Here is a 14,047-nt window from a genome sequence, read left to right as displayed (position 1 = left end):
ACCGCCGTGCCCGTCCCTCCTCCCGCCGGTCCCCGTCGGCGGCCACCCCTGCCCGATGTCGCCGTGTCGCTCACCGGCGCGGTCTTTCTCCTGGCGGGCGTCGCCGGGCTCCTACCCGGTCCGGCCGCGGCTGCGCTCGCCGTCGCCGGTGGATCCGCACTCGCCTGCGTCCGGCTCGCCTGGCTGGCCGGCGGAGCGCTGCCCGCTCTGAGCGACCTCGCCCCGAACGCGCCGCCGACCGTCGACGCCCGAACCGCCGAATCACCAGCCCGGAGCGCCGAAACCGGCCCACCCGAGCGCCGGGACGCACTCGCGGCGGGCGTGACGACCGGGCGGCAGGCGCGCCGGGTCGCGTTGTCCCGTCGGGTCGCCGCGATCCTCGACGCCGCCGTCCTGGTCGCCGGGCTCTCCGTGGCGGTGCTGCCGCTGAGTGATCCCGCGTACCGGCTGCCGATCGCGCTGACCGGGCTGTGCCTCACCGCGCCGCTGTACGTGACGGCGCTGCTGCGCCTGCCCGGCCGGTCCCGGCTGTCCGGGCCCGAGCTGGTACGCCGTACCGTCGACGTGCTCGCGCTCGGCGTCAGCCTGGTCTTCGCCGGCTGGATGCTGCTGCCGGGCGGCCCGGTCCCGGCCGCCGCCGGGATCGCCGCGTCGGGCGGCGCGGTGGTGCTGGCCGTGCTCGTGGTGGTGGCCCTCGCCGAACGTCACCGCCGGCCGGGCGCCGCACGCTGTCACGCCGGGGCCGCGCTGACGCTCGGCGGGCTGACGCTGCTTGTGGTGCTGCTGGCGTACGGCGCGCCGGACCGGGCGCTGCCGGTTGTCGCGGCGCCGCTGCTGGCGGGGGCGCTGCTGACCGTCGCGGGCCTCCGGCGTGCCTGGGCCGGGGAGCGGCCGGACCGGGACGGGGCGCCGGCCGCCTGGCCCCGCCTCACCGCGCCGGCCGGGATCGCCGCGCTGGCCGCCGGTGTCCATCTGTGCGTGGTGGGGGAGTTCAGCACCGGCGCGATGGCCCTGGGCCTGACGGTCGTTCCGCCGATCATGGTGGGTGAGCTGCTCGCCGCCGCGGACCAGCGTCGCCGCGTGCAACGACTGGCGGCCCGGGAGGCGTGGCTGCGGCGCCGGCTCGGGCCTGATGCCCGGGCCGTCGAGCCCGCGCCGCTGACGCGCGCGGATCTGGTCCGGGCGTTGGCGCAGCGCAGCGGTGGCGCCCTGCTCGTGGTCGACCTGCACGGCGAGGGCGCGGCCGTGCCGGAGGGGCCGGTGCTCACCGAGGTCGCGCGCCGGCTCCGAGTCGGCGTCGAGGCGCACGACCTGGTCGCCCGGCTGGGCGACACCGAGTACGCGGTCCTCACCGATGTCGGGCCGGTGCTGGCGTACGCGCTCGGCACCCGGCTGCTGGCGGCGCTGACCGAGCCGTACCCGCGGCCGGGCGGGGTGGCCCGGGTGCGGGTGAGCGTCGGGCTGGCCGAGACCGGAAGCGGCGAGCCGGAGGACGTGCTGCGTCAGGCCGACCTGGCCCGCCGCCGGGCGGTGCAGCTCGGCCGGGACCGGGTCGAGTGGTACGACGCCTACCTGGAGGAGCAACTGGTCCGGCGCCTGGATCTGGAACGGGAGCTGCCCGGCGCGGTGGCGCGCGGTGAGCTGGACCTGGTCTACCAGCCGGTGGTGGCGCTCGCGGAGCGGACACCGGTCGGCACCGAGGCGTTGCTGCGCTGGCGCAGTCCCACGCTGGGCACCGTGCTGCCGGCGGAGTTGCTGCCGGTGGCGGCCGACCTCGATCTGGTCGGCGAGATCGGGCGGTGGGTGGTGGACCGGGCCTGCCGCCAGCTCGCCGCGTGGTCGGGGGGCGGCCGGGAGCTGTGGATGGCTGTCAACGTGACGCCGCGTGAGCTGGCCGCGCCGGACTTCGTGGCGCGTACGGCGACCGCGCTGGCCGCGTACGACGTGTCGCCGGAGCGGCTGGTGGTGGAGGTGGCCGAGCCGGGGGTGGGCGCCGAGTTGTCCACTGTGGTGGCCCGGCTCGCCGGTCTCCGCTCGATCGGCGTGCGGACCGCGCTCGACGACTTCCGCGCCGAGCACGCCTCGCTCGCCCAGCTTCGCCGCCTGCCGATCGACCTGCTCAAGGTGGGCCCGCATCTGGTCCGGCCGGGTGGGGACGGGCAGCGTCCGCTCATCGACGTGGTGGCGAACCTGGCCGACCGGCTCGGGGTCGAGTTGGTGGTCGAGGAGCTGGAGTCGGAGGGCCAGGTGGCGGGCGCGCGCCGGGCCGGCTGCCGGTACGGGCAGGGCTTCGCGCTGGCCCGCCCGGCGACCGCCGAGCGGGTCGAGGCGTGGTTCGAGGAGTTCCCGTCCGCCGCCCGCTGAGCTGAACCGGTTCAGCGGTCCGTCGTACGAGGTGGGGCCGTGCTGCCGCGCGGCGTGAGGTGCGCGGTCTCGTCCTGGACCGCGGCGGCCGGCTCACCCGCGATCACGGCGAGGAGCTGCCGGGCGGCGTGCGCGCCGTACGCCGGGATGTCCCGGCCCAGCGCGGTCAGCGGCGGGTGCACCAGCCGGCAGAGCGGCGAGTCGTCCCAGGCCACGATGGACAGGTCGCCGGGGACGGCCAGGCCCATCTCCTGGGCCACCGAGAGCCCGGCGATCGCCATCACGTCGTTGTCGTAGATCACCGCGGTGGGGCGTGCGGCGGAGCTGAGCAGCCGGCGGGTCACCCGCGCGCCCTCCTCGCCGGTGTAGTCGGACCAGACCGTCTGCGCCTCCTCCAGCCCGAGCCGCCGGCACACGCCGGTGAACGCCTCGGTGCGGATCTCGGTGTGCAGCAGCGAGGGCAGCCCGCCGACCCGGGCGATGCGCCGGTGGCCGAGCGCGACCAGGTACTCCACCGTCTCGACCAGCGCCGCCGCGTCGTCGGCCCAGACGCTCGCGAGGCCGCCGGTGTGGCCGGGGCCGCCGATCACCACCGCCGGCAGTTGCAGCTCCTCCAGCGCCGGCACCCGCCGGTCGTCGGTGCGCAGGTCGCAGACGAGCACGCCGTCGACCCGGCGTTCGGCCCACCACCGCCGGTAGACCGCGATCTCGGCGTCCTGGTCGCTGACCACCTGGAGTGTGAGCGCGTACGAGCGGGCCGACAGCTCGGCCTCGACGCCGCTGATCAGCTCCATGAAGAACGGCTCGATGCCGAGTATCCGGGCGGGGCGGCACAGCGCCAGCCCGACCGCCTTGGCGGTCGCCCCGGACAACGCGCGGGCGGCGCTGCTGGGCCGGAACCCGATCTCGGCGGCGATCGCGAGGATGCGCTGGCGGGTCGCCTCGGAGACGCCGGGCTGGCCGTTGAGCGCGTACGACACCGCGCCCTTGGAGACCCCGGCGCGCCGGGCGACGTCGGCGATGGTCGGCCGCTTCACCGGAGCGTTCCTCCACTGTGTCCGGCCCTCGCGGGCGCTTCCGGTCGCCGGATCACCGGCGTCTGGTGACGCTACTGCACGCGGTGCCGGGTCCGGGTGTCGCGGGCGGCATCGGTGGACCGCATCCGGCGGCAGTCGCTTGTGCGGTTCAGCTTAGAGCGCGGACCCGGCGAGACCGCCCGCAGCGTGGTCGTGAGCGGCGGCGAGGTTACCGGATCGGCACATCGGTAACCGGCCGTTGACAGTCGTGAATGGGAACCGTACGGTGGCGTCACTTATCCGGTTCAGTCAACGTCTCTCGATATTCGGGAGCGTTCCCATTTCGGCGCGGAGGATGAGATGAGACGGTCCTGGACGCACCTGGCGCGGGTGACCGCCGTCGGTGCCGTCAGCCTGGTCATGATCGCCGCCTGCAGCGGCCGGAGCACCACCGGCGGCTCCGACCCGGCCGGTGGTCAGGTCACGCTGAAAATCAACTTCTGGGGCGACTTCGGGCTCCAGGACCTCAAGGCCAGGTACGAGGCCGAACATCCGAACGTCAAGATCCAGCTCAACTCGGGCGAGTACAACGCCCAGCACGAGGACCTGCAGAAGAAGCTCGTCGCGGGCAACGGCGCGCCGGACATCGCGGCGATCGACGAGGGCTTCATGGTCCAGTTCCGAAGCCAGTCCGACAAGTTCGTCAACCTGCTCGACAAGGGCGCCGGCTCGTACGAGAGTAAGTACCTGCCCTGGAAGTGGAAGCAGTCGCTGTCGGCGGACGGCAAGACGCAGATCGGCCTCGGCACCGACGTCGGCGGCCTGGCCATGTGCTACCGCACCGACCTGTTCAAGGCCGCCGGCCTGCCCACCGAACGCGACCAGGTGTCAGCGCTCTGGCCCACCTGGGACAGGTTCATCGAGGTCGGCCAGCAGTACACCACCACGACGAAGAAGAAGTTCATCGACGCCGGCACCAACCTGTTCAACCCGATCCTCGGTCAGCAGCCGGTCGGGTTCTACGACGAGCAGGACCAGCTCCGGATGGAGCAGGGCCCGAAGGTCGCGTTCGACTACACGGTCAAGGCCGTCGGTGCCGGGCTCTCGGCGAACCTGGTCAGCTTCCAGGCCGACTGGGACAAGGGCTTCACCAGCGGCGCGTTCGCGGTGCTCGCCTGCCCGGCCTGGATGCTCGGCCACATCAAGGACACCGCGCCCGGCACCGAGGGCAAGTGGGACATCGCCGCGGTACCGGGTGGCGGCGGCAACTGGGGCGGATCGTTCCTGACGTTGCCGAAGCAGGGCAAGAACGTCGACGAGGCGTACAAGCTGCTGACCTGGCTGGTCGCGCCGGAACAGCAGATCGAGATCTTCAAGAAGGTCGGCAACCTGCCGTCGCAGCCGGCGCTCTACACCGACCCGGCCATCGCCGACTTCAAGAACCCGTTCTTCAACGACGCCCCGGTCGGCCAGATCTTCCCGAAGATGGCGCAGGGCCTCACCCCGCAGTACCTGGGCCGCAAGAACGGCCCGACCCGGGTGGCGGTGGAGAACGTGATCCGGCGGGTGGAGAACAAGTCGCTCAAGTCCGACGCCGCCTGGAACGAGGCGGTCAAGGAGGCCGAGAAGGCCGCGAAGTCCTGACGTGTCAGCGGTGACGGGGCGGCCCGGCCCGCCCCGTCATCGTCCGATCTCCCGGCCCTGGAGTGAACAGATGTCCAGCACCCGTGCCGCACCGCCCCGCCGCCCACCCGCGCCGCAGGGCGGCAGTGCCGGCGACCGGCGGATGACCTGGCGCGACCGGCTGTACCGCTTCGACATGCGCTACATGCCGTACCTGATGATCGCGCCGTTCTTCCTGCTCTTCCTCGTGTTCGGGCTGTTCCCGCTGCTGTTCAACGCGGTCGTGTCGCTGCGCAACTACCGCCTGGACGACCCGACGCTGCCGTACTGGGCGGGCCTGGAGAACTTCAGCCGCCTGATCGCCGACGAGGACTTCTGGAACGCCCTGGCCAACACGTTCGGCATCTTCCTGCTCTCCACAGTGCCGCAACTGCTGCTCGCGCTGCTCGTCGCGTCGCTGCTCAACCGCAAGCTGCGGGCGCAGACCTGGTGGCGGGTGGGTGTCCTGCTGCCGTACGTGACACCGATCGTGGCCTCGACGATGGTGTTCAGCGTCTTCTTCTCCCGCGACTTCGGCATGGCCAACTGGGTGCTCGGCCTGCTCGGCATCGGCGGCGCGGACGACCCGATCGACTGGCGGGCCGGCAAGCTCCAGGCCTGGATCGCCATCGCCACCATGGTCAACTGGAAGTGGATCGGCTACAACGCGCTGCTCTACCTGGCCGCCATGCAGTCCATCCCGCGCGACGTCTACGAGGCCGCCGCCATCGACGGCGCCGGGCAGTGGAAGCAGCTCTGGCGGATAACCGTGCCGATGATCCAGCCGGTGGTCCTGTTCACAGTCATCCTCTCCACCATCGGCGGGTTGCAGTTGTTCACCGAGCCGATGCTGTTCGACCCGAACGCGCAGGCCGCCACCGGCGGGCCGGACGGCGAATGGCAGACCATCGCCCAGCTCATCTACAAGGTCGGCTGGAAGGACCTCAACCTCGGCTACGCCGCCGCCATGTCCTGGGCGTTGTTCCTGATCATCCTGATCGTGGCCGGCCTCAACTACCTGCTGACCAACCGACTCTCCGGAGGCCGCCGGTGACGACCCGACGTGTGGTGGCCCGGGCCCCGCAGGACACCCCGGCCGGGCTCTGGACCTACCTGCTGCTCGCGGTCAGCATGCTGTTCGCCGCGTTCCCGCTCTACTGGATGTTCGTCATCGCCACGAGCAACGACGAGGCGCTGGCGAAGCTGCCACCCGCGGTGGTCCCCGGCGACCGGTTCCTGACGAACGTCGAGGAGGTCTTCTCCCTCCAGGACGTCTACTTCGCCGCGTCGCTGATCAACAGCGTCATCGTCTCCTTGGTGGTGACCGCCTCGGTGCTGTTCTTCTGCTCGCTGGCCGGCTTCGCGTTCGCCAAGCTGCGCTTCCGGGGCAGCCGCGCGCTGATGCTGTTCGTGGTGCTCACGCTCACCGTGCCCAACCAGCTCGGCATCGTGGCGCTCTACATCGTGATGGGCAGGCTCGGCTGGAACGGCACGCTGCTCGCGGTCATCGCGCCCGGCCTGGTCACCGCGTTCGGCGTGTTCTACATGCGGCAGTTCATCCTGAACACCGTCCCGGACGAGCTGATCGAGTCGGCCCGGGTCGACGGCGCCACGACCATGCGGGTGTACGCGACCATCGTGCTCCCCGCGATCCGCCCGGCGCTGGCGGTGCTCGGCCTGCTCACGTTCGTCGCCACCTGGAACGACTTCCAGTGGCCGCTCATCACGCTCAGCGGCACCGACTACCCGACGTCGATGGTGGCGGTCTCCGACCTCGCAAGCGGCAACTACGTGATCTACCGGCGGGTGCTCGCTGGCGCGTTCATCGCCACCGTGCCCCTGCTGGTCATGCTGTTCATCGGTGGACGTCAGATCGTCCGCGGAATCATGGAAGGCGCGGTGAAGTCGTGAGCCGTCGAACTCTGCTGCACGAGGGATGGACGCTGCGGGCCGAGCCCGGTCCGGCGGTGCCGCCGGAGATCGCCGGAACGGCGGTGCCGGCGACAGTGCCCGGATGCGTGCACACCGACCTGCTCGCGGCCGGCCTCATCCCCGACCCGTACCTGGACGACAACGAGAACCGCCTCACCTGGATCGGCCGCACCGACTGGGTCTACGAGACGACGTTCGGATGGCAGCCCGGCGACGAAGAGCGGGTCGACCTGGTCTGCGCCGGCCTGGACACGGTCGCCACCGTCACGCTCAACGGCGTCGAGGTCGGCCGCACCGAGAACCAGCACCGCTCGTACCGCTTCGACGTCCGCGCGCTGCTGCGCCCGCACGGCAACACCCTGGCCGTACGCTTCGACTCCCCGTACCGGTATGCCGAGGCGCACCGGGACCGGCTCGGTGACCGGCCGAACGCGTACCCGGAGCCGTTCCACTTCATCCGCAAGACCGCCTGCAACTTCGGCTGGGATTGGGGACCGACGCTCGTCACCGCCGGCATCTGGCGCGACATCGGCCTGCACGCCTGGTCCACCGCCCGGCTCGCGTCGGTGCGGCCGATCGTCACCGTGGTCGACGGCGTCGGCCGGGTCGAGCTGCACGCCGAGGTCGAGCGGACCGGCGACGAGCCGCTGACCGTCCGCGCCGATGTCGCCGGGGTCACCGCCGAGATCGCCGTACCGGCGGGGGAGCGGACCGCCGTCGTGACGCTCACCGTCGCGGACCCCGCGCTGTGGTGGCCGATCGGGTACGGCGACCAGCCCCGCTACGACCTCGACGCCACCCTGCACGCCGCCGACGGCCGGGAGCTGGACGCCGCGTCCCGCCGGATCGGGTTCCGCTCGGTACGCCTGGACACCACGCCCGACGCGCACGGCACCCCGTTCGCGCTGCACGTCAACGACGTGCCGGTGTTCGTCAGGGGCGTCAACTGGATCCCCGACGACGCGTTCCCGAACCGGGTCACCCGGGAGCGCCTGGCGCAGCGGTTCGGCCAGGCGGCCGGCGCGCACGTCAACCTGCTGCGCGTCTGGGGCGGCGGCCGGTACGAGTCGGACGACTTCTACGACCTGGCCGACGAGATGGGATTGCTGGTGCAGCAGGACTTCCTGTTCGCCTGCGCGGCGTACCCGGAGGAGGAACCGTTCCGCACCGAGGTCGAGGCGGAGGCGCGGGAGCAGGTCACCCGGCTCGCCGGGCACCCGTCGCTGGTGCTCTGGACCGGCAACAACGAGAACATCTGGGGCTGGCACGACTGGGACTGGCAGGAACCCCTGGCCGGGCGCACCTGGGGGCGCGGCTACTACCTGGAGCTGCTCCCCGCCGTCGTCGGGGAGCTGGACCCGACCGTCCCGTACTGGCCGGGCAGTCCCTGGTCCGGCAGCGAGGAACTTCACCCCAACGACCCGGCGCACGGCACCACGCACATCTGGGACGTGTGGAACACCGACGACTACACGCGCTACCGGGATTACGTGCCGCGCTTCGTGGCCGAGTTCGGCTACCAGGCGCCGCCCGCGTACGCGACGCTGCGCCGGGCCCTCTCCGACGACCCGCTCGCGCACGACTCGCCGGGCATGGCGCACCACCAGAAGGCGGCCGACGGGGACGGCAAGCTGCGGCGCGGGCTCGACGCCCACCTGCCGCCGCCCGCCGACTTCGACGACTGGCACTACCTCACCCAGCTCAACCAGGCCCGCGCCATCCAGCTCGGCGTGGAGCACTTCCGCTCGCACCGGCCGGTGTGCGCCGGCACCGTCGTGTGGCAGCTCAACGACTGCTGGCCGGTCACGTCGTGGTCGGCGATCGACGGCGACGGGCGCCGCAAACCCCTGTGGTACGCGCTGCGCCGCGCCTACGCCGACTGGCTGCTCACCGTGCAGCCGCGCGACGGCCGGCCGGCGCTGGTGGCGGTGAACGAGACCGCGCAGGCGTGGCGCGGGCCGGCCACCGTCACCCGGCTGACCGTCACCGGGGAGCCGAGGGCGAAGACCTCGGTCGACCTCGACGTCCCGGCGTACTCCTCGGTCGTGGTGGAACTGCCGGCGGAGCTGGCGCGGCCGGACGACGGCCGCGCGGAACTGCTCGTCGCGGACGCCGGGGACGCCGCGGAGCGCGCGCTGTGGTTCTTCGCCGAGGACCGCGACGTGCGGTGGCCGGCGGCGCAGTGGGACGCGGCGGTCGAGCCGGTGGACGGCGGACGGCGGGTCCGGGTGACCGCGCGGACGGTGCTGCGCGACCTGACGCTGTTCCCGGACCGCCTCGATCCGGCCGCGGAGGTGGACCGGGCGCTGGTGACGCTGCTGCCGGGGGAGAGCGTCGTCTTCACGGTGAGCACCACGTGCCCGCTGGATGCCGAGGCGCTCACCTCCCGGCCGGTGCTGCGCTGCGTCAACGACCTGGCCTGAGCGGGACGCCCTCCATCTCCGTCGATGTGAAGATTTATGCAAGTGCTAAAGTCTTCAGAGTCGTCGTCGGAGGGGTGTGTCGTGTCGGTGCCGCTGTACCAGGCCAAGGCGGAGCTGTTCCGCACCCTCGGGCACCCCGTGCGCATCCGGGTGCTCGAACTGCTCCAGGACGGGCCGAAACCGGTCCGCGACCTGCTCGCCGCCATCGACGTGGAGGCGTCCAACCTCTCCCAGCAGCTCGCCGTGCTGCGCCGCGCCGGCATGGTCACCTCGTACCGGGACGGCCCCCTCGTCATGTACGCGCTCAGCACCCCCGACGTGGCGGACCTGCTCGCCGCCGGTCGGCGCATCCTCGGCGCGGTCCTCACCGACCGGGACGGCCTGCTGGACGAGCTGCGGGCCTCGGGGACGGACCGGTGAGCGCGGCGACTGCCCTTCGCGCCGGTGACGTCGTACGGCAGACGGGCCGGCTGTTCCGCGGGCTGCTGCCCGGCCGGGCCGACTGGGCGGCGGCGCGCCGCTCGCCCCGGCGCGACCTGCTCGCCGGGCTCACCGTCGCCGTGGTGGCGCTGCCCCTGGCGCTCGCCTTCGGCGTCACCTCCGGCCTCGGCGCGCAGGCCGGACTGGTCACCGCCGTCGTCGCCGGAGCGGTCGCGGCGGTCTTCGGCGGCTCCAACCTCCAGGTCTCCGGCCCCACCGGAGCGATGACTGTCGTGCTGGTGCCGGTGGTGCAGCAGTTCGGCGCCGGTGGCGTGCTGATGGTCGGCGCGCTGGCCGGGCTGATCCTGATCGCGCTCGCCCTGGCCCGCCTCGGCCGGTACGTCCGCTACCTGCCGTCCCCGGTGATCGAGGGGTTCACCGCCGGCATCGCCGTGGTCATCGCGCTGCAACAGGTGCCGGCCGCGCTCGGCGTCACCGGCGCGCACGGCGAGAAGGTGTGGGCGGTGGCCGCCGACGCGGTCGCCCGGTTCGCCGCGCATCCCCGGCCCGCCGCGATCGCTGTCGCGCTCGGCGTGGCGGCGCTGATGCTGCTCGGCGGCCGGTGGCGGCCCGCCGTGCCGTTCTCCCTGGTCGGGGTGGCCGCCGCGACGCTCCTCGCCGAGCTGGCCCCGATCGACCTGGCCCGGATCGGCGAGCTGCCGCAGGGGCTGCCCGCGCCGTCGCTGGACTTCGTCGACCTCGGCGCGCTGGGCGTGCTGCTGCCCAGCGCCCTCGCCGTGGCCGCGCTCGCCGCGCTGGAGAGCCTGCTCTCCGCCACCGTGGCCGACGGCATGACAGTCGGCGAGCGGCACGACCCGGACCGCGAACTGTTCGGCCAGGGCCTGGCCAACCTCGCCTCCCCGGTCTTCGGCGGCATCCCGGCGACCGCCGCCATCGCCCGTACCGCGGTGAACGTCCGCGCCGGGGCGTCCTCGAAGCTCGCCGCGCTCACCCACGCGGTGGCCCTCGCCGCGATCGTGCTCGCGGCCGCCCCGCTCGTCGGGCGCATCCCGCTGGCCGCCCTGGCCGGGGTGCTGCTCGCCACCACCGTCCGGATGGTGGAGGCCGCCTCCCTGCTGGCGCTGATGCGGGCCACCCGCGCCGACGCGGTGGTGCTGGTGCTGACGTTCGCCGTCACCGTCATCTGGGACCTGGTGACAGCTGTGGTCGTCGGGCTCGCCGTCGCGGTCGTGCTGGCGCTGCGCGCGGTGGCCCGCAGCGCCAAGCTGGAACAGGTGCCGCTGGACACCGGCGAGCACAGCGCCGAGGAGCACGCGCTGCTCGCCGAGCACATCGTCGCGTACCGGCTGGACGGGCCGCTCTTCTTCGCCGCCGCGCACACGTTCCTGCTGGAGTTGGCCGAGGTGGCCGACGTGCGGGTGGTGATCCTGCGGATGTCCCGCGTCTCCACCATCGACGCCACCGGCGCGCAGGTGCTCGGCGACGCCATCGCCCGGCTGCGCGCCCGGGGGATCACGGTGCTGCTCTCCGGCATCACCCCGGGCCACGACCAGGTGCTCAGCACGCTCGGCGTCGCCGAGGAGCTGCGCCGCGAGGGCCTGGTGTTCGCGGACACCCCGGCCGCCATCCGGTACGCCCGGGGTGTCGCCCTGGCCGCGAGCCCCGCCTAGGCCGCGGTCGCCCTGGCATCCGTCTCCGCGCGCTTTCGCACGCCGAAGATGATCAGGTAGCCGAGGATCCACACCTCGCCCACCGTGGCGGGCACCACCAGCAGATCGCCGACGATGCCGGCGCCGGGGGCGAGGTACGCGACGAACGTCATGAGCACGTAGCCGACGCCACCGGCGACGAGGAGCCGGCCCAGCGGTCGGGGCAGCCAGCCCGACCGGAGCGCGCACCAGCCCATCGGCACCAGCCAGAGCCCGAAGAAGAGGCCGCCCACCTCCCACAGGTTCCCGCTGACCAGGTAGAGCAGCTGGACCGTGTTGGCGTCGCCCGGCCCGCCGGTCGCCACCCCCAGGGCCGTCGCGAGCACTGCGGCGCTGCCCAGGATCGCGACCGCGTTGACGAGCCCGAAGGCGGCGATGCTGCCCGATGCGGTGCTGTCGACAGTCCGGAACAGGCGGTGGAACCAGACGGCGGTGAGCGCCTGGGTGAGGACGACGAGCAGTTCGAGGGCGACGCCGACGCGGGCCAGCGACTCGTGGGCCACCAGGTTGGCGAACGTCGCGCCCGCGTCGTCCGGGTTGAAGATCATCGGCCGGACGGTGAGGAACCCCAGCGCGCCGGTGACGGCGAGCCCGAGGTAGAACAGCCCGGTCACCCGGGCGGTACGGATCAGCTGGTGCATGGCGGCTCCTTCGGGGGTGAGCGACGCGGTGGCGGGGCTTGCCTTACGCCGTAAGGCCAACCATACGTTGTAAGGTCAAGGGGAGATGGAGAGCCGGATGGGAGCGCGGAAACCTCGGGAGCCGCTGAGCCGCGAGCGGGCCCTGGCCAGCGCGATCGCCCTTGTCGACGCCGAAGGGATGGAGGCGCTGACGATGCGCCGGCTCGCCGCCGAACTCGGCGTCGAGGCCATGTCGCTCTACCACCACCTACCCGGCAAGGCCGGACTGCTCGACGGCCTCGTGGACGCGGTCGCCACGGAGATCACCTCGGCCGCCGAGCGTGCCGAGGCGGACGCGCCCGGCGGCGACTGGCATACCCGGCTGCGGCTGCGCTTCCTCGCCGCGCGCGCGGTCATGCTGCGGCACCCGTGGGCCCCCGCGCTGCTCAGCTCGCGCCCGACCGTCCCCGCCGGGGTGTACGCCTACTACGACGGCATCCTCGCCACGCTCGTCGACGGCGGCTTCTCGTACCGGATCGCCCACCGGGCGCTGCACGCGTTCGGCAGCATGGCGCTCGGCTTCGCCCAGGAGGTGTTCCGCCCGGACGCGGGCGGGGCGGCCGACGCCGCAGCCGCGGAAGCGGAGATGGCGGCGCTGGCCGAACGGCTGCCGCACCTGGCCGCGATGGTGGCCGCCGAGACGCACGACGCGGCCGATCCGACGCTGGGCTGGTGCGACTCGCAGACCGAGTTCGAGTTCACCCTCGACCTGCTCTTCGACGGCCTCGAACGACACCTGCCGCGCGCCTGACCCCGTCGGCCCTCGGGCGGGTTCGGGCGGCGTCGGACGGGTACCAGCACGGCATGACTGATCCGGTTGAGCTGTCCGAACTGCACGCCGGAGGCGCCGATCCCGACGACGTCGTCCCGGACGAGCCGCACGCGGACCTGGACGGCACCGACGAGAACTCACCGGCGGAGTTCGGCCTGCCGATAGATGGCACCGCCCCGGCCGAGGAGGACCCCACCCAGCGGTGAGTGAAACGTCATGGGTGTCAAACGGGTCCCGAGACACCCATGACGTTCCACCCGATGGCCGCGGAGGCCGCGGGGCGCTAGTTGGGCAGTGCGGCGAGGCCGGCCAGCAGTTCCCAGCGCTCGGCCTCGGTGAGCGCCGCGTACGCCGGCTCGTCGCGGCGGTCGGTGTCCGCCTCGATCGCCGCGCGTTCCGGGCCGTCCGGCAGCGCGCGGATCTCGTCGGCGGTCAGCCCGGCGGCCCGCCACGCGGCCCGGTGCGCGTCCGCGCGGTGGTGCCGCAGCGAGCCCAGCCGGGTGACGAGCAGCAGCGCCGGGGAGGCCCCTTCCGGCTCGTACGGCGGGGACATCGCCCGGAACACCGGCCCGCCGGTGGCCTGCGCGTGCGCCAGCACCCGGCCGACCAGGTCGGCGAGCCGGGGCACGATGCCCAGGCCGGGCAGCACGCCCGGCAGCATGGCCCACAGTTCCTCGGCGGCCTCGCCGGTGGCCCGCTGGGCGAACAGCGTCAGTTCCCGGCCCAGGTCGGTGAGGTGCCACGCGCCCTCGTCGTCCCGGACGACGACGCCCTGCGCCAGTTCCTCGTCCATGCTTCCGGGGGTGTAGATCAGGCCGTCGGCCAGCGCTTCGGCGGGCATCGGCCGGGCCAGCACACCGGAGAAGAAGCTGTTCTCCGCGCCGAGTGTGCAGCCCCGCTCGGCGTAGAACGCCTCCATCCGGGCGCGCGCTGCCCAGCGGGCGCCCACGTACACCCGGTCGATCGCCGGCCGGACCAGTCGCGCGTAACTCACCGTCGTCTCCACGCCGCCGGACCCTACCGGCGTGCGGGTGTTAAGAAGGGCCCC

The 14,047-nt window shown here is 73.0% G+C and carries 12 protein-coding genes; 9 read left to right on the top strand and 3 right to left on the bottom strand.

Going from position 1 to position 14,047, the window contains the following annotated elements:
- The first annotated feature begins 6 nt into the window (after positions 1-6).
- Positions 7-2,364 carry a GGDEF domain-containing protein gene (locus tag KBX43_RS05540; protein WP_307851475.1) on the top strand — a complete coding sequence of 786 codons (2,358 nt, stop codon included), beginning with the start codon at positions 7-9 and terminating at the stop codon, positions 2,362-2,364.
- Between the two features lie 11 nt (positions 2,365-2,375).
- Here the strand turns inward: KBX43_RS05540 and KBX43_RS05535 are convergent, their stop codons facing one another.
- Positions 2,376-3,401, bottom strand: a complete 1,026-nt coding sequence (locus KBX43_RS05535) for a LacI family DNA-binding transcriptional regulator (protein ID WP_113971853.1) — start codon at positions 3,399-3,401, stop codon at positions 2,376-2,378.
- Positions 3,402-3,740: 339 nt separating this feature from the next.
- Here KBX43_RS05535 and KBX43_RS05530 point away from each other — a divergent pair, with 339 nt between their 5' ends.
- The 6 genes from KBX43_RS05530 to KBX43_RS05505 all read left to right on the top strand — a co-directional run bounded on the left by KBX43_RS05530 (position 3,741) and on the right by KBX43_RS05505 (position 11,508).
- On the top strand, positions 3,741-5,024 hold the full coding sequence (locus tag KBX43_RS05530) for an ABC transporter substrate-binding protein (RefSeq protein ID WP_069087623.1): 1,284 nt from the start codon (positions 3,741-3,743) through the stop codon (positions 5,022-5,024).
- 70 nt (positions 5,025-5,094) lie between these two features.
- Positions 5,095-6,096 (top strand): carbohydrate ABC transporter permease, encoded by a 1,002-nt coding sequence (locus tag KBX43_RS05525; RefSeq protein ID WP_210883550.1) that lies wholly within the window; start codon positions 5,095-5,097, stop codon positions 6,094-6,096.
- Complete coding sequence (locus tag KBX43_RS05520) at positions 6,093-6,953, top strand: carbohydrate ABC transporter permease (RefSeq protein ID WP_113971852.1); 861 nt, start codon at positions 6,093-6,095, stop codon at positions 6,951-6,953. Before KBX43_RS05525 ends, KBX43_RS05520 begins: the two co-directional genes overlap by 4 nt.
- Positions 6,950-9,397 (top strand): glycoside hydrolase family 2 protein, encoded by a 2,448-nt coding sequence (locus KBX43_RS05515; RefSeq protein WP_210883548.1) that lies wholly within the window; start codon positions 6,950-6,952, stop codon positions 9,395-9,397. The genes KBX43_RS05520 and KBX43_RS05515 overlap by 4 nt, the downstream gene beginning before the upstream one ends.
- Before the next feature lie 81 nt (positions 9,398-9,478).
- The gene (locus KBX43_RS05510) at positions 9,479-9,817 is read left to right on the top strand and encodes a helix-turn-helix transcriptional regulator (RefSeq protein ID WP_043326024.1); all 339 of its coding nucleotides are present in this window, start codon (positions 9,479-9,481) and stop codon (positions 9,815-9,817) included.
- Positions 9,814-11,508 (top strand): SulP family inorganic anion transporter, encoded by a 1,695-nt coding sequence (locus KBX43_RS05505; protein WP_043326022.1) that lies wholly within the window; start codon positions 9,814-9,816, stop codon positions 11,506-11,508. Before KBX43_RS05510 ends, KBX43_RS05505 begins: the two co-directional genes overlap by 4 nt.
- Here KBX43_RS05505 and KBX43_RS05500 read toward each other — a convergent pair.
- A complete protein-coding gene (locus KBX43_RS05500) occupies positions 11,505-12,188 on the bottom strand; it encodes a DUF4386 domain-containing protein (protein ID WP_113971849.1) in 684 nt (227 codons plus the stop codon). The genes KBX43_RS05505 and KBX43_RS05500 overlap by 4 nt on opposite strands.
- Before the next feature lie 85 nt (positions 12,189-12,273).
- On the opposite strand from KBX43_RS05500, the gene KBX43_RS05495 reads away from it, so the two are divergent.
- Positions 12,274-12,978: a TetR/AcrR family transcriptional regulator C-terminal domain-containing protein gene (locus tag KBX43_RS05495; RefSeq protein ID WP_210883546.1), complete on the top strand. Its 705-nt coding sequence runs from the start codon at positions 12,274-12,276 to the stop codon at positions 12,976-12,978.
- A gap of 53 nt (positions 12,979-13,031) precedes the next feature.
- The gene (locus KBX43_RS05490) at positions 13,032-13,205 is read left to right on the top strand and encodes a hypothetical protein (protein WP_210883544.1); all 174 of its coding nucleotides are present in this window, start codon (positions 13,032-13,034) and stop codon (positions 13,203-13,205) included.
- A gap of 77 nt (positions 13,206-13,282) precedes the next feature.
- Here KBX43_RS05490 and KBX43_RS05485 read toward each other — a convergent pair whose 3' ends face one another.
- Complete coding sequence (locus KBX43_RS05485; protein WP_307851474.1) at positions 13,283-14,005, bottom strand: hypothetical protein; 723 nt, start codon at positions 14,003-14,005, stop codon at positions 13,283-13,285.
- Between the last annotated feature and the right edge of the window lie 42 nt (positions 14,006-14,047).

This window comes from Micromonospora sp. C41 (assembly GCF_018070485.1).
Taxonomy (GTDB): domain Bacteria; phylum Actinomycetota; class Actinomycetes; order Mycobacteriales; family Micromonosporaceae; genus Micromonospora; species Micromonospora chalcea.
This window is presented reverse-complemented; position numbering and strand designations above follow the sequence as displayed.